20 protein-coding genes are annotated in these 20,641 nt (G+C 62.8%); 4 read left to right on the top strand and 16 right to left on the bottom strand.

From position 1 onward, the window contains the following. Nucleotides 1-38: 38 nt before the first annotated feature. The 8 genes from V1294_RS34690 to V1294_RS34725 form a co-directional block, all read right to left on the bottom strand. The gene (locus tag V1294_RS34690) at nucleotides 39-233 is read right to left on the bottom strand and encodes a hypothetical protein (protein WP_334485038.1); all 195 of its coding nucleotides are present in this window, start codon (nucleotides 231-233) and stop codon (nucleotides 39-41) included. A gap of 232 nt (nucleotides 234-465) precedes the next feature. Continuing rightward, nucleotides 466-936, bottom strand: coding sequence for a GNAT family N-acetyltransferase (locus V1294_RS34695; protein WP_334503631.1), 471 nt, complete (start codon nucleotides 934-936; stop codon nucleotides 466-468). Between the two features lie 17 nt (nucleotides 937-953). Beyond that, nucleotides 954-1,544 carry a glutathione S-transferase family protein gene (locus tag V1294_RS34700; protein ID WP_334503633.1) on the bottom strand — a complete coding sequence of 197 codons (591 nt, stop codon included), beginning with the start codon at nucleotides 1,542-1,544 and terminating at the stop codon, nucleotides 954-956. 78 nt (nucleotides 1,545-1,622) lie between these two features. Beyond that, complete coding sequence (locus V1294_RS34705) at nucleotides 1,623-2,450, bottom strand: outer membrane protein (RefSeq protein WP_334503636.1); 828 nt, start codon at nucleotides 2,448-2,450, stop codon at nucleotides 1,623-1,625. Between the two features lie 212 nt (nucleotides 2,451-2,662). Further along, nucleotides 2,663-3,499, bottom strand: a complete 837-nt coding sequence (locus tag V1294_RS34710; protein WP_334503638.1) for an outer membrane protein — start codon at nucleotides 3,497-3,499, stop codon at nucleotides 2,663-2,665. Between the two features lie 297 nt (nucleotides 3,500-3,796). Continuing rightward, nucleotides 3,797-5,056 carry an MFS transporter gene (locus V1294_RS34715; RefSeq protein ID WP_334503640.1) on the bottom strand — a complete coding sequence of 420 codons (1,260 nt, stop codon included), beginning with the start codon at nucleotides 5,054-5,056 and terminating at the stop codon, nucleotides 3,797-3,799. Between the two features lie 146 nt (nucleotides 5,057-5,202). Beyond that, nucleotides 5,203-6,549 carry a phosphoglucosamine mutase gene (gene glmM / locus V1294_RS34720; protein ID WP_108521483.1) on the bottom strand — a complete coding sequence of 449 codons (1,347 nt, stop codon included), beginning with the start codon at nucleotides 6,547-6,549 and terminating at the stop codon, nucleotides 5,203-5,205. A gap of 211 nt (nucleotides 6,550-6,760) precedes the next feature. Then, nucleotides 6,761-6,940, bottom strand: coding sequence for a hypothetical protein (locus tag V1294_RS34725; RefSeq protein WP_108521486.1), 180 nt, complete (start codon nucleotides 6,938-6,940; stop codon nucleotides 6,761-6,763). Between the two features lie 106 nt (nucleotides 6,941-7,046). Here V1294_RS34725 and V1294_RS34730 point away from each other — a divergent pair, with 106 nt between their 5' ends. Continuing rightward, nucleotides 7,047-8,183 carry an alpha-hydroxy acid oxidase gene (locus V1294_RS34730; RefSeq protein ID WP_334503642.1) on the top strand — a complete coding sequence of 379 codons (1,137 nt, stop codon included), beginning with the start codon at nucleotides 7,047-7,049 and terminating at the stop codon, nucleotides 8,181-8,183. A 947-nt stretch (nucleotides 8,184-9,130) separates the two neighbouring features. On the opposite strand, the gene V1294_RS34735 is transcribed toward V1294_RS34730, so the two are convergent. From V1294_RS34735 to V1294_RS34770, 8 genes are all read right to left on the bottom strand, one after another. After that, nucleotides 9,131-9,757: a hypothetical protein gene (locus V1294_RS34735; RefSeq protein ID WP_334503644.1), complete on the bottom strand. Its 627-nt coding sequence runs from the start codon at nucleotides 9,755-9,757 to the stop codon at nucleotides 9,131-9,133. A 74-nt stretch (nucleotides 9,758-9,831) separates the two neighbouring features. Beyond that, nucleotides 9,832-10,458, bottom strand: a complete 627-nt coding sequence (locus V1294_RS34740) for a hypothetical protein (protein ID WP_334485056.1) — start codon at nucleotides 10,456-10,458, stop codon at nucleotides 9,832-9,834. 88 nt (nucleotides 10,459-10,546) lie between these two features. Further along, nucleotides 10,547-11,380: a shikimate dehydrogenase gene (locus V1294_RS34745; RefSeq protein ID WP_334503647.1), complete on the bottom strand. Its 834-nt coding sequence runs from the start codon at nucleotides 11,378-11,380 to the stop codon at nucleotides 10,547-10,549. A 128-nt stretch (nucleotides 11,381-11,508) separates the two neighbouring features. Then, nucleotides 11,509-13,557 carry an elongation factor G gene (locus tag V1294_RS34750; RefSeq protein WP_334503649.1) on the bottom strand — a complete coding sequence of 683 codons (2,049 nt, stop codon included), beginning with the start codon at nucleotides 13,555-13,557 and terminating at the stop codon, nucleotides 11,509-11,511. Nucleotides 13,558-13,858: 301 nt separating this feature from the next. Next, nucleotides 13,859-14,683, bottom strand: coding sequence for an alpha/beta fold hydrolase (locus tag V1294_RS34755; protein WP_334503651.1), 825 nt, complete (start codon nucleotides 14,681-14,683; stop codon nucleotides 13,859-13,861). 155 nt (nucleotides 14,684-14,838) lie between these two features. Beyond that, entirely contained in the window at nucleotides 14,839-15,321 is a 483-nt protein-coding gene (locus tag V1294_RS34760; RefSeq protein WP_334503653.1) for a DUF992 domain-containing protein, read from the bottom strand. 311 nt (nucleotides 15,322-15,632) lie between these two features. Beyond that, the gene (locus tag V1294_RS34765; RefSeq protein WP_334503655.1) at nucleotides 15,633-16,154 is read right to left on the bottom strand and encodes a DUF992 domain-containing protein; all 522 of its coding nucleotides are present in this window, start codon (nucleotides 16,152-16,154) and stop codon (nucleotides 15,633-15,635) included. Between the two features lie 238 nt (nucleotides 16,155-16,392). Beyond that, nucleotides 16,393-17,595, bottom strand: coding sequence for a pyridoxal phosphate-dependent aminotransferase (locus V1294_RS34770; RefSeq protein WP_334503656.1), 1,203 nt, complete (start codon nucleotides 17,593-17,595; stop codon nucleotides 16,393-16,395). A 692-nt stretch (nucleotides 17,596-18,287) separates the two neighbouring features. Between V1294_RS34770 and V1294_RS34775 the strand changes: the two genes are divergently transcribed. The 3 genes from V1294_RS34775 (at nucleotide 18,288) to V1294_RS34785 (ending at nucleotide 20,551) form a co-directional block, all read left to right on the top strand. Further along, a complete protein-coding gene (locus V1294_RS34775; RefSeq protein ID WP_108521990.1) occupies nucleotides 18,288-18,941 on the top strand; it encodes a glutathione S-transferase family protein in 654 nt (217 codons plus the stop codon). Nucleotides 18,942-19,147: 206 nt separating this feature from the next. Next, nucleotides 19,148-19,321: a hypothetical protein gene (locus V1294_RS34780; protein WP_247780862.1), complete on the top strand. Its 174-nt coding sequence runs from the start codon at nucleotides 19,148-19,150 to the stop codon at nucleotides 19,319-19,321. A gap of 69 nt (nucleotides 19,322-19,390) precedes the next feature. Next, nucleotides 19,391-20,551 (top strand): PQQ-dependent sugar dehydrogenase, encoded by a 1,161-nt coding sequence (locus V1294_RS34785; protein ID WP_334503657.1) that lies wholly within the window; start codon nucleotides 19,391-19,393, stop codon nucleotides 20,549-20,551. Nucleotides 20,552-20,641 lie beyond the last annotated feature (90 nt).

Here is a 20,641-nt window from a genome sequence, read left to right on the forward strand (position 1 = left end):
TGTCCCGCCGCGGTCATTAAGGGAATCGCGCCCGATCGTCAAGGAAGTTCGGGAGCTTCATGCCCGATTGATGGATGCTCGTCCGAGACTGGAGCCGGCTCCTGCTGCAGGAGTTCTGCGGCATCGGTGATCAGCTTGTCGGCCTCCCGCCGGCTCGAGACCTTCAGAATGCTGGTCTTTCCGGCCTGCACGACATATTCGCTTCCGATCCGGACAATCGAATATCTTTTCATTGGAAATCCCCAAGCTGCCCAAAGCCCCATGGGAGACGTCGGCATAGCGGAGACGTTCCGGTCCGTAAAATCACGGACGCACGCGTAGTTTATCGGTTGTTAACCGGATCGTAGAGTTGACGACTACCTCAGGCATTCGTCGCAAATAAGCTTCAACCGCAATTGACCTTTGTTCTGACGCGTTTTCTTTTCGCGAACCGGGGCAGGCTTTCGCTCAAAAACGCTACGGGTATCAAAATCGCACAGTCATGCCGACATGGCTGCGCGCAAAGCCCAGCCGCTCGTAGAATCGCTGCGCATCGACGCGGGTGTGATGCGTCAGCAGTTCGACCACTTTGCATCCCCGCGCGCGTGCTTCCACAACCGCCCATTGCACCATCTGCTCGCCGATGCCGCGGCTACGGCAGTGTTTGGCGACGCGGACATCCTCGATCAGTCCGCGCGAGGCGCCCTGCGAACTCAGCCCCGGCAGGATGCAGAGCTGCAGGCAGCCGACCACGGCGCCATCGCCGTCCTCGGCGACGACGAGCAGGATATTCGGATCGCGCGTGAGCTGCTCGAACGCCGTGAAGTAGGATTGCGGCAGCGGGTCTTCGATCCGCTCACGGGCGCCGCCGAGCGGATCGTCCGCCAGCATGGCGACGATGACGCCGACATCCTCGCGACGGGTACGACGGATGGTGACCTCTGAGATGGCAGACATGACAATTTCCGGTGTGGTCAGCGCGCCGGCGGCAAGACAAGGAATTTTTCGGTCTCGCCGATCCAGCGGCGCACCGCGGCATAGCCGTCGAGGTGAAAGCCGCCTTCATGCGCGACGCGGGTATAGGCCAGCAGCGATATGTCGGCGAGCGTGACGGCGTCGCCGGCCAGGAAGGGCGTGATGGCGAGCTGGTGCTCCATCCGCGCCAGCGCCGCATAGCCGCGCTTGACTTTGTCGGGATCGAGATCGGAAACCGGCTTCTTCAAATAGAACATCTGGAAGCGGCATACGGCGATATACGGCTCATGGCTGTACTGTTCCCAGAACAGCCACTCGTCCATCTTTCCTTCCGCGAACGCATCCTGCGGAATGAGACGAGAACCGCGTGCGAGATAACGGATGATGGCGTTGGATTGCGCCAGCGTGCGGCCGTCGTCGAGTTCGATCGTCGGCACCTGGCCGGCGCCGTTGAGCTTGAGGAACTCCGCGGTGCGCGTCTCGCCCTTGAGGGTGTCGACCGCTATCCAGGTGTAGGGCAGCGCGAGATGGTCGCACACCCACTTCACCTTGAGGCAATTGCCGGAATTGGTATCGCCGTAGACCTTCATGCGCCGCCCTTCGTTACGGCGCACTGCAACAGGCGGCGGCAGATCTGTCAACGGCGCCGTGTCGAGGCGCCGCGAAGATCAGAACTTGTAGCCGAGGCCGGCGCGGACCGTGTTGATGGTAGTATCGACAGTCGAAGTGAACCGAAGATACTCCCACTCGGCGCGAAGGAAGAGGCCCGCGTACAGCATCACGTCGACGCCGACACCGCCGGCAAAGCCGGTGATGAAATGGGAGTTGGCGTTGTCCGTCAGGACACCACTTCCCGAGTAGTCGGGAAGCGCTGGAATGGCCGAGCCGACATATCGATAGTTGGCGGAATAAGTGGCCCAGCGGTTGATATTCGCCTGCCCCATTGCAATGCCGGCAAATCCATAGGGCAGGAAGTTGTCAATCGCGTATCCGCCGCGCACCCGCAGCGAACCGTAATCGGTGACCTTCATCGTGGCGGCCGAGGCGATGGTAGCGGTGGTTACGTAATCGGTCGGATACTGAAACGAGCGGGATTGCGAGCCGCCGTTGGCTCCAAAGAAATTGCCATGGGTATAGTTCAGTTCGATGGCGACGACGGCATCGGTCCACTGCCAATTATAACCGATGAACCCGCCATAGCCGCTGTTCTGCATATGGGCCTTGCCGAGCAACGGCCACTTCGAGATGTTGAACTGCGATTCAATATCGACATTGTTCAAGAGCTTGGCGAGCAGGTCCTGTCCGGAATTGGTGAAGTCCATGTCCGCCGCGCCGTGAGAAGCGTGGGCACCGACATAGGCGCCGCCCCAGTTGACGGTGCCTCTGCTCAGCCCCTCGGTGAAGCTGCCGCGGAGAAACGGCAGGTCCGGCATATCGGCCGCCGAGGCGACACTCGCCGCTCCGCACATCACAGCCACCAGCAACAATCGACGCATCGCAACGCTCCATCATACACTCTGAACTTGCGTCGATCATCGCCTGTTAACCTTAACCAATCGTTGTCGCGGCATCTAATTGGCGAGATCTTGTCGGAAAGCTGGCAAACATTTTTCGTCAGCCGCTACATCCGCATCGGCATGCGTCAAAAGCAAAACGGCGCGGGAAACTCCCGCGCCGTTCGGCAACCGTTAACGAATGGAAGTCGCGATTAACCTTTGCGGATCAGCGGCGGCGGCGCGTAGACCTGCGGATTTTCCAAATTCCAACGCACACCGAGCTTCAGGTCATGCGAGGTGATGTCCTTGAACGTCATCGGGTTGTTGCGAAAGTTGTTGCCGTCGAAAGTGCGGAGGTCGCCGGTCAGGCCGTCGCCCATATCGAGATAGCGATAGGCGAGTTCGACGGTGAAGTTCGGCGTGACTTTGTAGGCAAGACCGGCGTGAACCGCCCAGGCCAAGTTCCACTTCGAAACACTGTCTCCGTAGGCCAGACCCGCCAGTGCGGGGCCCGGCTGCACTGGATTGCTGGCGATGCTCTGATCGGTGAAGCCGTTGATCGCAACCCGCGCGCCACCGACGCCGGCGCCGATGAACGGGGTGATGCACCACCAGGTGCCGAGATCGACATAGGCGTTGGCGAGAACGACCCACTCGTTCTTGGTGGCGCGATAGGTGTCGGTGCCGACGCCGCCCACATAGGTGATGCGGTCGGTGCCGTGGAACTGCGAGTTGCCGCGGTATTCACCGGTGACGTCGGCGCGGAACCAGTTGTTGACCTTGTAACCGACGCCGAGGCCGAAGATGCCCGCGGTGTTGAAGTTGTTCGTCTGTACCGACGAGGTAAGGGTCGAGTCATCCAGGTTGTTCAGCCGACCGACGCGCTGATTGCTGAAGCCGATGTCGCCGCGCAGATACCAGCCGCCGAAATCCTCGACTACCGCCGGCGCATATGCCGGAGGAGGCGCAATAGCCATGTCGGCAGCAAACGCCGCCTGGGACAATAATGTGGCCGCACCGGCGGCAATGAAAGACTTAACGCTACGCATGGGCTTCGTCCTTTGTCCGGTGAGGCTGACTGCGATGAGCCCCACTTCAAAAACTCACGGACGGACGATGGCATTAAATGCTTAAGCGGCGCTTAACCCTAATTTTTAAGGTTGACAATCTCTGACTTTTTTCGCGGCGCCGTTTGCGAGTCGAGTGACGATGCATTTGCAACACGACAAACGAGACGAAACCGCCATACATCCTAACGATGTGTTGCTGCGCCATTAAGACTTTGTTGATGTCGTGAGCCGCGCCCTCGCCTCGCGGAAATGCGTCGGCGCGTCAGCGCGCGTGCTTCAACGTACATGCCTGGGCATCTTCGGCAGGAACACCGCGAGCAGGCCGAGCGCGGGCAGGAACGCGCAGAGGTGATAGACAAAGGCGATCCCGGTGTGATCGGCGAGCTTGCCAAGCACGGCCGCGCCAAGTCCGCCGATGCCGAAGGCGACGCCGAAGAATACGCCCGAGATCATCCCGAAGCGGTGCGGCATCAGTTCTTGCGCGAACACGATGATCGAAGACGTTGCCGACGAGAGGATGAGGCCGATGAAGACTGTCAGCACGGCGCTGCCGACGAGACCCGCATATGGCAGCGCCAGCGTGAACGGCAGCGCGCCGAGGATGGAGAACCAGATGATGTATTTGCGGCCGAAGCGATCGCCGAGCGGCCCGCCGAAGAACGCACCCGCCGCGTTGGCGGCAAGGAAGATGAATAGATAAAGCTGCGCCGCCTGGGTCGAGACTTGAAACTTGTCGATCAGATAGAAGATGTAATAGCTCGACAGGCTCGACACGTAGAGCTGTTTTGAGAACAGCAGCGCGACCAGCACCGCGAGCGCTATTTTCACGCGCCGCGAATCCGGCAGGTCCGGATGGCGTTCCACCACGGCCGATTTCTTCGTCACGATCTGCGGCTTGTACCAGACGCCGATCCGCCACAGGATCACGATCGCCAGAAACGCGATCGATGAAAACCAGGCGATCGAGGGCTGACCGAACGGCACCACGATCAGCGCCGCCAGCACCGGCCCCATCGACGTACCAAAACTGCCGCCGAGCTGAAACACCGATTGCGCGAATCCGTAACGCCCGCCCGAGGCGAGACGCGCGATCCGCGCCGACTCCGGATGAAACACCGCCGAGCCGAGGCCTACCAGAGCGGCTGCGATCAGGATGATGGGATAGAGATGCGCGACGCTGAGCAGCAGCAATCCGAAAAACGTAAAACCCATGCCGATCGCGAGCGAGAAAGGCTGCGCCTTCTTGTCGGTAAAATGCCCGACCAGCGGCTGCAGCAGCGATGCGGTAAACTGGAACGCCAGCGTGATCATGCCGATCTGTCCGTAGTCCAGCGCGTAAGCATCCTTCAGGATCGGATAGACCGAGGCAATCAGCGACTGCATGGTGTCGTTGAGGAAATGCGAGAAGCTGATGCCGGTCAGCACGACATAGGCCGGCCCCGCAACAGCCGCCTTGACGGCGAGGCCTGGCGCCGCGTCAGGCACGACCACCTGCGCGGTTGGCGTTTCCTCTGAGACGATGACCGGCTTGTTCAAGGGCGCATTCCCGAAAAGAATCGCGGACAGACAATGTCTCGTGTTCTACGGCCGGGCCATGGTCGCGACCAGCATCAATAGCTTATGGCTGCGATGCGTTGCCGCACCACCGATCAGCGATCGCGCACCATCAAAATAAAGCTGGCTTATGCCGCCGCAGCGTGACCGAGCGCGGTGACGATCTGATCGACGACATCCTCGACCAGGATGCGGTCGTCGCCCTCGCCCATCACGCGGATCACGGGCTCGGTGCCGGACGAACGGACCAGCAGCCGGCCGTGGCCGTTGAGGCGATTCTCGCCGTCCATGATCGCCGATTTCACCTCGGCATGGTCGAGCGGCTTGCCGCTGCGGTAGCGTACGTTCTTCAGGATCTGCGGCAGCGGATCGAAACGGCGGCAGACCTCCGACACCGGCCGGCGAAGTTTTTGCACTACGGCCAGCACCTGCAGCGCAGCAACGAAGCCGTCGCCTGTGGTGGCGTAGTCGGAGAGGATGATATGGCCCGAAGGCTCGCCGCCGAGATTGTAACCCTGCTTGAGCATCTGCTCGAGCACGTAGCGGTCGCCGACCGGCGTGCGCACCATGCCGATGCCTTGCCCTTCGAGGAAACGTTCGAGCCCGAGATTCGACATCACGGTGGCGACGATGCCGGGCTTCGAGAGCCGGCCGTCTTCCTTCCAGCTTTGCGCGATCACCGCGAGCAACTGGTCGCCATCGACGACATGGCCGCGTTCGTCGACCAGGATGACGCGATCGGCGTCGCCGTCGAGTGCGATGCCGATATCGGCGCGCATCTCGCGCACCTTTTTCGCCAGCGCCTCCGGCGAGGTCGAGCCGCATTCCTTGTTGATGTTGAAGCCATCGGGTTCGACGCCGATCGCGATGACATCGGCGCCCAATTCCCACAGCGCTTCCGGCACCACCTTGTAGGCCGCGCCGTGCGCGCAATCGATCACGACGCGCAGGCCGTCGAGCGAGAGCTCGCGCGGCAGCGTGCGCTTGGCGAATTCGATGTAGCGGTCATGAACGCCGTCGATACGGCGGGCGCGCCCGAGGCTGGCGCTCTGCGCGAGGCGACGGTCGATCGGCTCGTCGAGCAACTGCTCGATCTGCTTTTCGACATCGTCGGAAAGCTTGAAGCCCTGCGGACCGAACAGCTTGATGCCGTTGTCCTCGAACAGATTGTGGGAAGCTGAAATCATCACGCCGAGATCGGCGCGCATCGACTTGGTCAGCATCGCGACCGCGGGCGTCGGCATCGGGCCGAGCAGCAGCACGTCCATGCCGACAGAGGTGAAGCCGGCCACCATGGCGTATTCGATCATGTAGCCGGAGAGACGCGTGTCCTTGCCGATGACGACGCGGTGGCGATGCTCGCCGCGCTGGAACACCAGGCCGGCCGCCTGCCCCACCTTGAGCGCGAGCTCCGGCGTGATCAATCCATTGGCGCGGCCCCGAATTCCGTCGGTACCGAAATATTTGCGGCTCATGTGACCCCCAGCATTTCGGGGCTTCTTCAGGCCATAATAGCCAGGAATCCCCGAACGCGCTCCATGGTAGCGTGCAGCCGTTATAATCCCTCAGCTGCAAAAATGGCTTCAAAAAATATGATGAATCATTACGGCCATCGCGACCGTTTTCATGTATAACTAATTGTTATAACTTGATATTTTTAAAAACAGGCCGCGTCGGACCGAAGCGCTAGTCCCGCCGCTTGACGTGATGGTCGCCCTTCGAGGGCGGCGGCTGGGTGACACTGACCGGGTCGGAGGCCGGAAAGGTCTCCTCCAGCCCCTCCTCCAGGGCTTCGTCCAACCGGCGCTTTTCTGCGCGATCCTGTGAGCCGGCGTCGGTACTGGAAACTTTGCGCGGTCCGGTCATGGCATGTCCTTGCCTCGGCAATGGCGCCGCGAGATGCGATTTGGCTCCCCAACCAACCATGATAGATGACAACACAACGAAGGAATTCAAGAAGGCCGGGACGTCCATGAAACACATCACCTGCATCGAAGATCTGCGCCAGCTGCACAAGCGCCGCGTTCCCAAGGCCTTCTTCGACTATACCGATCGCGGCTCCTATACCGAGGATACGCTGCGCGCCAATTCCGAGGATCTTGCGCAGATCAAGTTCCGCCAGCGCATCCTGGTCGACGTATCGAAGCGCGACCTCTCCACCACGATCCTCGGCGAGCCCGCCGCAATGCCGCTGATCCTGGCTCCCGTCGGCCTGCTCGGCATGCAGCATGGCGATGGCGAGATTCATGCCTGCCGCGCCGCCCAGGCCGCCGGCATTCCCTTCACCCAGAGCACGATGTCGATCTGTTCGATCGAGGATATCGCAGCCAGCGTCGACAAGCCGTTCTGGTTCCAGCTCTACGTGATGAAGGACCGCGGCTTCATCAAGTCGCTGATCGAACGCGCGATCGCGGCGAAATGCTCGGCGCTGGTGTTGACTGTCGACCTGCAGGTGATCGGGCAGCGCCACCAGGACATCAAGAACGGCATGTCGGTGCCGCCCGAATGGTCGCTGTCGAAACTGCTCGACTTCGCCAGCAAGCCGTCATGGGTCGCCGGCGTGATGCGCGGCAAGCGCCGCAGCTTCGGCAACATCGTCGGCCACGTCAAAGGCACCGAGGATCTCACCAAATTGTCGGAATGGACGGCGTCGCAGTTCGACACCTCGCTGAACTGGAAGGACATCGACTGGATCCGCTCGATCTGGCCCGGCAAGCTGATCCTCAAAGGCATTTTGGACGTCGAGGACGCCGAGCTCGCTGCGAAAACCGGCGCGCAGGCGCTGGTGGTGTCCAACCATGGCGGCCGTCAGCTCGACGGCGCGCCGTCGTCGATCGAGGTGCTGCCCGAGATCGTCGACACGGTCGGCTCGAAGATGGAAATCATGTTCGATGGCGGCATCCGCTCCGGCCAGGACGTGGTGCGCGCGCTCGCGCTCGGCGCCAAATCCTGCATGATCGGCCGTGCCTATGTCTATGGCTTGGGAGCCGGCGGACAGGCCGGCGTCGCCAAGGCACTCGACATCATCGCCAAGGAAATGCTCACGACGATGGGATTGTGCGGCGTCAACACGATTGCCGAGATTGACGACAACGTGCTGGCGGTGTGAGGCGGAGTTAGCACGAATCCCGCAACGGGTCGTCCCCGCCCAGTGCGCAATTGCGCTCGGGCGCGGGGACCCATATGCCGCGGCCCTTCGGTTAAGCGATGCGGTAGACGCCTTCCATCCACAGTAAGCAATTATGGTTGTGGGTCCCTGCTTTCGCGGCACGACTCGCGAATGGAGCGCGACCTTCCTTCTCCCCTTGTGGGAGAAGGAAAGTACGTAGCGCATTGACCGCCTCAGGCTCCCGGCGCGTGTCAGTATCGATACTGGCCGCCGCAGATATAGTTGCCGTACGCGTCGTAGCAGTTGTTGTAAGAGCCGTAGGCACCGTAGGCCGCGGCACCAACCGCTGCGGCCCCCACCGCCGCCGCACCGTATCCGCGACGCGGATAATACCCTCCCCGGTAACCGGCATATCCGACCCGCCCTACGCGACCGGCACGAACGGCTCCACCTCGGTAAACGCCTCCGGCTCGGACGGCGCCGCCGTGGAATCCTCCACCGCCTCGGTACCCGCCACCCCCACGGCGCGCGAACGCGTCGTCCGGGATAAGGCTGGCCGTAACCAGAACGAGTGCTGCAAGAACCGGTAGAACATAGCGAAACATGGCGCTTCCTTCCTGTTGATTGGGCCCGAGCGTTCGGGCTGCAACCAACCCAATTCGCATCCACCCCCTGGCAGGGTTTGACTCTGGCTGAACAGGCGCTTGACCTAGATCAAAGCTCTGGCTGGATGACGCGGTTCCGCCTTGGCAAGGACGTGATGCGCACAACCAAGCGAAGCGTCCTGCCTCCCTTCTGCCCTTGTGGGAGAAGGTGGATCGCTGACGCGAAGCGGCAGCGAGACGGATGAGGGGTCTGTCTCCGCGGAGAGAACCCCTCATCCGGCACGGACTGCGTCCGCGCCACCTTCTCTCCCACAAGGGGAGAATGGAAGTAAAGGCTTCGCCTCACATCGGCGGCGTGATCCCGTTGCGGCCGACATTGACGCGGGCCGCCTCCAGCGTGCCGTCGTCCTTCTTCACCGCGCTGAAGATGATCACCTTCGCGCCCGGCTTCAGTTCGGACTTGTCGCCGGCGACGAAGGTAACGATTGGCGTCCCCTCCGGCACCACGACTTTCTTTTCACCGTCCTTGTATTTCACCAAAATGTTCTGGCCATCGGTGCCCTTCACGGTCTGGGCGACGGTGGCATTCGTCATGGTCGAGTTCGGCCGCTGGTCCCAGGGCCGGAAACCTTCGGCCGCGCCGCGCTGGTTCTCCGGGAAGATATGCACCGCGACCGCCTTCTGGGTGCCGTCCGGCTCCGGCATCGCGGTGACGCCGATATAGGAGCCTTCCTTGATCTCAGAGAGTTCGGTCTTGGCCACGCCGAACACCGCGACATTGTCGGTGACGCGGACCTTCATGTCGGTGCCCTCGCGCGATTTGATCGACAGCATGGGCAGGTCTACGGCCTCGATGGTGCCGCGAATGCGGACCGTCGGCGGCTGCTGCGCCCACGCCGCCGATCCAAGCAGGGTGACAAAGGTCAGCGAGGCCGCAAGCATCCGCGGCCAGGAAGAAGATTTTGGCATGGTATCCCTCCCAAGATGTTAGCGCCCAACTCAACGCAAACACCGCGCGGGAGGTGCTATTCCAGGAGGCGACTTCACATCGGCGGAGTCAGTCCGTCGCGGCCGACGCTGACCCGGCTGGTCTCGAGCGAGCCGTCCGGCAGCTTCTTCATGAAGGCGATCACCTTGGCGCCCGGTTTGAGGTCGGACTTGTCGGCGGGAACGTAGGTCACGACCGGCGTCTCCGGGGAGACCACGACTTTCTTCTCGCCACCCCGGTATTTGATCATCAGGGTGTGACCGTCATTGCCGACCACGGAGTCCGCCACCGTGGCGTTGGTCATGGTGGAGTTGGGACGCAGATCATAGGGCCGCGAGCCCTCGCCGGTGCCGCGCATGGCTTCCGGAAACACGTGCACTTCCACCGCGTTCTGGCTGCCGTCCGGCCCCGGCACCGTGGTGGTGCCGATGAAGGAACCGACCTTGATGTCGGACAGCGCGATTTTGGTGATCCCGACGATGTTGATGTCGCCGGCCATATGCAGCCTGACGTCTTCACCGCCGCGCGACTTGACGGCGAGCACGTCGCCATCGACGGCCTCGATGGTGCCGCGAACGCGCGTCGGCGTCGGCGGCTGCTGGGCGATGGCGTAAAGCGTGGAGCCAGCGACCATCGCAACGGCGACAAGCGGGCGGACGAACTGAAAGCGACGAACGGGCATGGGCAGGAATCTCCGGTGGCAGACCTGACGTAGCCATTGACCCCGGCCATTCAAAAAAATTCCGGCTCAAGTCTCCGCGATCAGCCGATCATGTATTCGTGAGATCGGCCTCGACGAGCGCGCGAAGTTCCGGCGTCACCTCGGGGCGCCGGCCGAACCACAATTCGAAGCCGCGCACCGCCTGGTGCAGCAGCATGCCGAGCCCGTCGGCGGTCTTGAGGCCGCGCGCGCGCGAAGCCGTCAGCAGTGGCGTATCGAGCGGCACGTAAACGAGATCGGCGACGACGGCATGTGACGGCAACTGCCCGACATCGAGTTCGAGCAGCGGCTGCCCCTTCATGCCGAGCGAGGTCGTATTCACCAGTAGCCCGGTGCGCGGCAGCAAATCGCCGATCGCGTCCCATGCCACCGGCAGAACGTTCGCGCCGAATTCATCCGCCAGCGCACGGGCGCGCTCGATGGTGCGGTTGGCGAGATGCACCCGCTTGATGCCGCGGTCGAACAGACCGAACAGCACCGCACGCGATGAGCCACCGGCGCCGAGCACCAGCGCATCCTCGGCCTTGTCCCATCCGCTCGCACAGGCATCGAGATTGTTGATAAAGCCCTCGACGTCGGTATTGGTCGAGCAGAGTTCGCCATTCTCGAACCACAGCGTGTTGGCCGCACCGACCGCACGGGCGCGCGCGTCCGGCTTCGACAGAGAAAGCGCGCGCTCCTTGTGCGGAATGGTGACGTTGGCGCCGACGAAACCGCGCAGCGACAACCGGAAAATGAAATCCTTGAACTCGTCGGGCGGCACCGCCTCGATGACGTAACCGCCTTCGATGCCGAGCGTCCGCAGCCAGTAATGATGGATCAGCGGCGAACGCGAATGCGCAGCCGGCCATCCGATCAGGCAGGCGGCGGGGGGTTTGGTCACGGCAGAAATCTCCTAAAGACGTCGATGGCCGGGATAACCCGGCCACGACGATCAATTTATCTTCCGCTGTGCTGTGTCAAGCCGAACGCGAGCCGCCGCAGACGAAGCTGCGGCGGCCCGCCGGCAACTTACGCCGCGACGCGGTGCGCGGCGATGATCTGGTCGGCGGCGCGGCCGGTGACTTCGGCCATGCGATCGAACGCCCGCGTGAAACTGCCGGCGCCGGCGGTGGCCGAGCGCAATTCCACGATCAGATCGCCGATCTCCGCTTCCGGCATGGTGGCGCGGACGCAATCCCAGCCCGGCCAGTTGTCGCGGGTGTCGAAGCCCAGGATCTGGCCGCGCCGCGCCGACAGGATGGCGTTGATCTTCGCCGTCGCTTCCGTCGGGCAGACGATCTCCACCATGTGAATCGGCTCCAGCAGTACCGGCTGGCACTGCGGCAGCGCCTCGCTCATGCCGATCCGCGCCGCGGTGCGGAAGGCGAGATCGGAGGAATCGACGCTGTGATAGGAGCCGTCCGTCAGCGTCACTTGCACGTCGATGACGGGGAAGCCGAGCGGGCCCTTCGTGAGGCCGTCGACCACGCCCTCCTCCACTGCGCCGATATAGTTGCGCGGCACCGCGCCGCCGACGACCTTTTCGTCGAACGCGAAGCCCGAGCCGCGCGGCATCGGCTTGATCTCCAGCACCACATCACCGAACTGGCCATGGCCGCCGGATTGCTTCTTGTGACGGCCGCGCTGGGTGATTGATTTGCGGATGGTCTCCTGATAGCCGATCGCGGGGGCTTGCGATTTGACGTTGACGCCGAAGCGATCCTTGAGCCGCTCGAGCGCGACGCGCAGATGCATCTCGCCCTGTCCCCACAGCACGATGTCGTGGGTCTGCTGGTTCTGGATCATCGTTAGCGACGGGTCCTCCTCGTTCAGCCGCAGCAGCGCCTGCCCGAGCTTGACGTCGTCCTTGCGGTCGGTCGCCGCGAGCGACATCGCCAGCACCGGTGGCGTCGGCACGATCTGCACCAGCGTCGGCGGCGCGGTCTTGCCGCTCGACAGCGTATCGCCGGTCTTGATCGCGTCGAGCTTGCCGAGCGCGATCGTGTCTCCCACCTCGGCCGCGGCCCGCTTGGTGTCGTGTCCGCCGCTCACCGCTTGAATACCGGAAACCCGCCCGGCCTCGCCGGAAGAGGATTGCAGTGTCGCGCCGTCATCGAGATGGCCAGCGAGCAGCCGCACCAGCGACAGCTTGCCGCCGTGCTGCAGGTGCAGCGTCTTGAACACATAGGCCAGCGCTTCCTTTTGCGCTGATACGCCGAGCCGCTTCGCCGTCTCGGCAACGCCGGGCGCTTCGTGCCGCAGCGCCTTCATCAGCCTCAGCACGCCGTTTTCGCGCGCCGCAGCGCCGAGCAATACCGGGCAGATCAGGCCTTCGCGCAATTCGCGGGCGAGATCGTCGAACACCGCGTCGCGCGGCGGCTGGATATCCTCAAGCAACTGCTCCATCAGCGCGTCGTCATGGTCGGCGAGTTTTTCCAGCATCGAGAACCGCGCTTCCTTCTCGCGGTCGAGATTGCCGCCTTCCAGCGCGACGACTTCGGAAGGCTTGTGTTCGCGATAAACAAAGGCGCGCTCCAGCGCGAGATCGACAAAACCTTCGATCAAGTCGCCGTTCCAGATCGGAATCTGTCGCAGCACCAGCGGCACGCGCGAAGCCGGCTGCAGGGTCGCGAGCGTCTCGCGGATGCGCTTGTTGGCGCGGTCGATCTTGTTCAAAAACAGAAAACGGGGAATGCCCAAATCTTCCAGCTCACGCAGAATGATCTGCAGTTGCGGCAGCTTCTTCTCATCCGCCTCGCAGACCACGACCGCGGCATCGACCGCAGGCAACGCGGCGCGCATGTCATGCGCGAACTCGATCGAGCCGGGACAATCGATAAGGGTGTAACTATCGCCCATGAAGCTGGTCGTGGCGGCGGAGAGGCCTACGCCCATCTTGTGGTTCCGTGCCTCGGGGCTGGAATCGCCGACCGAGGTTCCGGCATCGACGCTGCCGGCATTTTTAATGGCGCCTGTTCGCGCCAATATCGCCTCCAAAAGTGTGGTTTTACCGCTCTGGAAAGGGCCCACCAGCGCTATGCACCGTGGACCTCGGGGACTTCTGACGTCTTGTCCCATTGCCGCCTCCTTGTTTGGAGCTCGGCCCATGATTGGGTCGGCGGATTGGATGCTCCGCCTGTCTCGTGATTTTGGCAAGCGGGAAAAATTCGCTGCGCTGCGGCGTGAGGCGGGCTGGGACCTAACCCGTCATCGCGCATCGGATGGTCCTCCAGAGGAGCGATCCAATCAGCGAATTAGTGAACATGCACAGCAATGACGACGGAGGACGACGAAAGTTAACGTCCCGGCCGCAGTTCCAGGCTTTCCAATCCGGCAGCAATGCTGACGCCGAGCGTCACGCTGCCCTGCGCGCGGTTTGCTATGCCCGGCGGTCGGAATAGCCATCGATGAACTCGGCGAGGAGCCCCGTGATCTCGGTTGGTCGCTCCAGGCTCGGCAGATGGGCCATGCCGGTCAACATATGGCCCGACCCGTTCGGCATCGTCGTTGCGATATGACGGCATCGTTCCTGAATGTGCGGGAAATCGAGGTCGCCCCAGATCACAAGCGATGGCGCCGATATCTCGCCGAGACGATGGAAGGCGGGCGCGACATCGAGGTTCGAGCCAACCGGCGGCGACCGTAGCGCAATGGCGTTCATGTCGAGGAACAGTCGGCGCGCCTCACCCGTGACACGACCCTCGGGCTGCAGTGGACCGTCCAGCCAAAGATGAGCCTTGATGGCGCTCACGCGATCCAGATCGCCGGCTTGTTCGGCGTCCTTGAGCCTGGCTATCAGCCCCGCGATGTCAGGCGGATGGATCGGCTCAGGCGCGCCGCTCACGGCGGGCGCAATGAGAACGAGGGCGCGGACATGGGATGGATGCAGAAGCGCGGTGTCGAGCGCGACCCGTCCACCCTGGGAGCATCCAACAAGGATCGCCGGCGCGCCGTTCCCGACGGCGTCAATCACCGCCAGCAAATCCGCGACGGCGGAAAAGTCTTCCTTTTCCGCGCGGGTCTCGCCAAAGCCGCGCCGATCATACGCGATCGCCTTGTTGCTTGCGCCGACGGCATAGAGTTGCGCGCGCCACATGCGGCTATCGCAGACCGCGGCGTGCAGAAAGACAACGGGGTCGCCGTCGCCGACGACTTTCACAGCCAGCCCGGCTTGGCCGGACGCAATCTGATGATTTGAATTCATGATTCATGCTAGCCGATGCCGAAGGGAGCGGCCAGCAAGTAGCTCGCGCAGGCGCAACGATATGCGCTGAAAAAGACAAGCCGGAAGCCCCCCTATCCCCGTGCGGAGAAATGGATTGCTTCGCTTCGCTCGCAATGACGTGGAAGCAGCCTTAACTAACGCCCCGGCCGCAGTTCCAAACTCTCCAATCCGGCGGCAATGCTGACGCCGACCTGGCCCTGCACGCTCAAGGGCTGCAACGCGATCGAATTGGCGGAGCCGCCGACCAGCACGTTGCCGCCAACGCCGACGCCGAGGGTCGCGCTGCCCTGCGCGCCGACATAGTCGCCGGACAGGCCGCCCGGCCCGAGCCGCGCGACAGGCGCGAACACGCCCCAGGCCAGCGCCGATTCCTGGGTGATGCCGAGATCGAGTCCGACTTTGCGGATGGTGGCGATGTAGCGGTCTTCCGGCATGCCGTCGGCGCGCAGCACGCAGCCGAGATTGGTGACGGAACCGACGATGAAGCCGACGCTGGCGCCGCCGCGGCACTCCAGCACGCCGACCTGCACGCGCTGCACCTGCTGCGCATTGGCGCCGCCTATAGAAGTGGCCAGCATGGCGAGCGCGGCAGCGGCAAGGATGAGGGAACGACGCATGAAGAAATCTCCGGCAAAAAAACGGTGATGCGAGCAGAGAATCAAGAACAAGGCCGTGCCCGCGGCGCGTTCGATCTATGCCACAACGTGTCGGACAGTTCCAGAATTTGCGGGGAGCAGGTGTTATTCGCCGACGTCATTCCGGGGCGATGCGCAGCATCGAACTACGGTGCGCAATTGCGCACCTGAGAATCTCGAGATTCCCCGCTGTGCAATTGCACATCTGAGGTTCGCGCTTCGCGCGTCCCCGGAATGACAGCGGCCACCAACAAAAAAGGCCCGCTTGCGCGGGCCTTTTTCTTAGCGTGTCGTTAGCCGCGGTGACGGTGGCGGCGGTGGGTGTGCCGGCGCGGGCCGTAGCCGTTGAACGGCTGCAGCTCGAGGCCGGCGATCCCGGCAGCGACATTCAGCCCGGTCTGTCCCTGCACGCTGATCGGCTGCAGAGCGTAGGCATTGGCGGGACCGCCAACCAGAAAATTGCCGCCGCCGCCGACGCCGATCGATGCATTGGCGCCGACGCCGCCATAGCTGCCGGCGAGTTCGCCGCGTCCGAGCCGGCTGTTCGGCGCGCTGACCGCCCAGGACAACTGCGTCTGCTCGGTGACGCCGAGATCGAGACCGATGCGCTGCACCTTGGCGATGTAAGGTTCAGGACGGCGGCCTTCGCTGCGGAACACGCATTCCAGGCTCGTCACCGAGCCGACCACGAAGCCGACATTCTGGCCGCCCTGGCATTGCAGGATGCCGGCGCGAACCACCGGCGGCGCCGCGTCAGCGCTTGCGATCGGCGCGAGCAACGAAAGCGTGGCGAGTGTCAATGTCAGGAATCGCATGTGTCCCAGTCTCCGCATGTTGATGAACAAATTCAGCGGAGCGGACAGGATGGAAGCGCCGTGTCGAAAACATGGCGCGCCCATAAAAAACAGAGCGCCTCGATGAGAAGCCGTCAAAACTTCGCGCAGATCACGCGTGATGTGATTTGACGACCGCTTTTTTGGCGCGTTTCGCTGACGAGAACCGGAACCCATCCCGCATCGAGTGCGGGACGGGCCTGTGAGGCGAAAACGCCTCTTATCTCAAATTGCCGCAGAAGCGCTGGATGCGTTTGCAGGCGTCTTCGAGATCGGAGGTTTTGGTCGCGTAGGAAATTCGGAACGCCGGTCCAAGCCCGAACGCCGAACCCTGCACGACGGCGACGCCCTCATTCTCCAAAAGCTCGGTGACGAAGTCCTCGTCATTGGCGATCACCTTGCCGGACGGCGAGGTCTTGCCGATGGTGCCGGCGCAGGACGGATAGACGTAGAACGCGCCCTCGGGCCGCGGGCATTCGATGCCCTTGGCCTGGTTGAGCATCGACACCACGAGATCGCGGCGCTCCTTGAACACCTTGTTGTGCACCGGAATGAAGTCCTGCGGACCGTTCAGCGCTTCCACCGAAGCCCACTGCGCGATCGACGACGGGTTCGAGGTCGACTGCGACTGGATCGTCGACATCGCCTTGATCAGGTCGGCGGGGCCGCCGGCATAGCCAATGCGCCAGCCGGTCATGCAATAGGCTTTCGACACGCCGTTCACCGTCAGCGTGCGCTCGTACAGTTTCGGTTCGACCTGCGCGGGCGTTGCGAACTGGAAGTCGTCATAGACGAGGTGCTCGTACATGTCGTCGGTCATCACCCAGACATGCGGGTGCTTCATCAGCACATCGGTGATCGCCTTCAGCTCAGCGCGGGTATAGGCGGCGCCGGTCGGGTTCGACGGCGAGCACAGGATGATCCACTTGGTCTTCGGCGTGATCGCCTTTTCGAGATCCTCGGGCCGCAGCTTGAAGCCGCTCGACGCCGGGCACACCACCGGCACCGTCTCGCCGCCGGCGAGCGCCACCATTTCCGGATAGCTGACCCAGTACGGCGCCGGGATGATCACCTCGTCGCCGGGATTGAGCGTCGCCATCAGCGCGTTGTAGAGCACCTGCTTGCCGCCGGTGCCAACGATGATCTGGTTCGGCTTATACGTCAGGCCGTTCTCGCGCTGGAATTTTGCGATGATGGCTTCCTTCAGCTCGGGAATGCCGCCGACATCGGTATACTTGGTCTTGCCGGCCTCGATGGCACGGATCGCCGCCAGCTTGATGTTGGCGGGCGTATCGAAATCCGGCTCGCCGGCGCCAAGACCAATGACGTTGCGGCCCGCCGCTTTCAGCGCCCGCGCTTTATCCGTGACCGCGATCGTCGCGGACGGCTTCACACGGGCGAGCGAGGCGGACAGGAAGGGCATCATCATCTCCTGGCAAACGTCGTGAGCTGAAGAAATTCACGACTCTTTTTGATGGGAACGCTGCACCCTAAGGCGCGGCGCGCTGCATCGCAAGAAGCTTGGCCGGATAGGGGTCAACTTTAGGGAGCGTCGAACAGGCTCGGTACGATCGGAGCAATATCGGCGCAATATTCGCGAAGTTCCGCGGCGAATTGGCTCATATCTGACAAGGGGCCGGCAAGGCTAGAACGTCCGGCACGGATCGCGATGCCGGGAGCGGTTGACGGCCCGAGGCTGTGCTACGCGGCCACCGCCCTGCATGCCCGCAGCCGAAGGCTGCCCGGCATCCCGGTTCTCCACCACGCGCTGGCGGACGGCGTGGCGCACGCCTGTTCGCAACCCATGTCGATTCAACGCCAAGGTGTCTCGCACGCGATTCGGTTTCCCCTTCGCTCACGCCGGAAGCGGACGCGGACAGCTTGATCGCGAAGGCTTGAATCGGTCTCCTCCTCCGCTCTCGTCCACGTGATCCCAGCGCCGTGGCATGCCATGCTGCGCGCGTGCAGTGCAGTAGAGCTTTTCGACTTTTTCCATTCCGCGGGCCTTGCGACGCATTCGTATCGGCATCATTGTTTAGCCGCGTTGCGGCGCGAGAGCTTTCCGCAGTGCGCTTACCGCGTGCGCGATTCGAGCCTTAAGTGAACCCAACGACGATGTACAAACTCTATTCGATGCAGCGCTCCGGCAACAGCTACAAGGTCCGCCTTGCGCTGGCGCTGCTCAACGCGCCGTATCAGGCGATCGAAGTCGACATTCTCCGCGGCGAAAGCCGCACGCCGGATTTTCTGGAGAAGAATCCCAGCGGACAGGTGCCGCTGCTGGAAGTCGCCGACGGACGCTATCTCGCCGAGTCCAACGCTATCCTCTGGTATGTCTGCGGCGGCACTTCGCTGGCTCCGGAGTCACGGGTCGAGCGCGCCGAAGCGCTGCAATGGATGTTCTTCGAGCAGCACGCGCTCGAGCCCAATATCGGCGCCGCCTATTTCTGGCTGTCGCTGGTCAAAGGCGGCCGCGACCTGCAGACGCATGCGCTGGAGGACTGGATGGAGCGCGGCTATGCCGCGCTTCAGGTGATGGAAAACCATCTCAAGACCCGCGCCTATTTCGCCGCGGGGCAGCTGACGGTCGCCGATATCGCGCTGTACGGTTACACCCATGTCGCCGACCGCTGCGACTATGACCTGGCGACCTTCCCCGCCATCCGCGCCTGGCTGCGGCGGGTCGAGCAGACCCCCGGCTTCGTCACCATGGACTGGCAGCCGGAGGCCGAGGTCGACGACCAAGCCGACATCGCCGCCGGCGCATAACCGCCGCCGCGCCTGCCGCCGGCCTCCTCACTTTCGCGCGAGCATGCCGCCAAAGGTTAACAATAGCGGGCATAACGTTAACCTTTGCCGCATTCCCGCCATTTTCAGCCTTCGGTCGCCGCAATGTTGCCGGTGATCATTGCAAGATTTTCCTGACGTCGCGTGAGTCGCGGGTGATTCGTCCCGCGTTACAAGGATTTAGGCCAATGATACGGTCACCCGGCGCGGTCGGCTTCGAGAGCAGCCGAGCGCCTGTCGCTTCTTCCCGGTTACTTGGTGCCATCGCCACATCGCTCGCGATCGGCACGCTATCGCTTTGCCTCATGGTCACCCTGACGGTGCTGTCGATCAAGGCCACCGTGGCGATGCCCTTTCCGTAATGGTTGCGGCTTTTCCGTTTGCATCATTAGCGAACGCGCGATGACCGTCATCGCGATTGGACGGACAGGATGAAGACACCTGTCGGCCTTGTGACCGCGGCCTTGGCGGTCGCGATCCTGCTTGCCGTCTCGTTCCTGATCGCCACCAGCACCCGCGGCCAGGAACAGGCATTTGGTTCGTCGGCGGGCGAACTCGACGTCCGGACCATCGCCAGAGGCCTCGCTAATCCCTGGGCGCTGGCGTTCCTGCCTGACGGCAAGATGCTGGTGACCGAGCGTCCGGGTCGCATGCGCATCGTTACGACCGAAGGACAGATCTCGCCGCCGCTGAAGGGCGTTCCCGAGGTCTGGGCGTCCGGCCAGGGCGGCCTGCTCGATGTCGTCGTCGACAAAGCCTTTGCGCAGAACAAAACCATCTATTTCTGCTATGCCGAACGAACCGACGGTGGCGGGCGAACCACGGTCGCTCGCGCACAACTCAACGACGGCAGCGGCCGCCTCGACGACGTCAAGATCATCTTCCGCCAGCAAGGGCCGCTGTCATCAGGCAATCACTACGGTTGCCGCATCGCGCAGGCCGAGGACGGCAATCTGTTCGTGGCGCTGGGCGATCATTTCACTCACCGCGACCAGGCGCAGAATCTCGGCAACCATCTCGGCAAACTGATCCGGATCGCGCCCGATGGTTCGGTGCCATCAGGCAATCCGTTCGCGGGCCGCACTGACGCCAAGCCAGAGATCTGGAGTTACGGGCACCGCAACGTGCAGGCGCTCGCGATCAATCCGGCTTCCGGCGACCCCTGGGAAATCGAGCACGGCCCGCGCGGCGGCGACGAGGTCAATCTGATCGGCAAGGGCAAGAATTACGGCTGGCCGGTGATCGGCCACGGCATCGATTATTCCGGCGCCAAGATCCACGACGCTACGGCCAAGGACGGCATGGAGCAGCCGCTCAAATACTGGGTGCCGTCGATCGCGCCGTCGGGCATGGCCTTCTATACCGGAAAGCTGTTTCCGAAATGGAACGGCAGCCTGTTTACCGGCGCGCTGCGCGGCGCGATGCTGGTGCGGCTGACGCTGAACGGCAACGCTGTAACGTCGGAGGAACGCCTGCTGCAAAACCTGCATGAGCGTATCAGGGACGTTCGCCAGGGGCCGGACGGCGCGCTGTGGCTGCTGACGGACAGTTCGAACGGACGGGTATTGCGGGTGGCGCCGGTTGCGAAGTGAAGTTGCGCATTTGGTGGGAACGGCGGGAAACTAAACCTCTTGTTGACACGCGCACTATCTGTACATATATCCGTACATATCGCTGTGCAG

This window comes from Bradyrhizobium sp. AZCC 1678 (genome assembly GCF_036924765.1).
In the GTDB taxonomy this organism is placed as follows: domain Bacteria; phylum Pseudomonadota; class Alphaproteobacteria; order Rhizobiales; family Xanthobacteraceae; genus Bradyrhizobium; species Bradyrhizobium algeriense.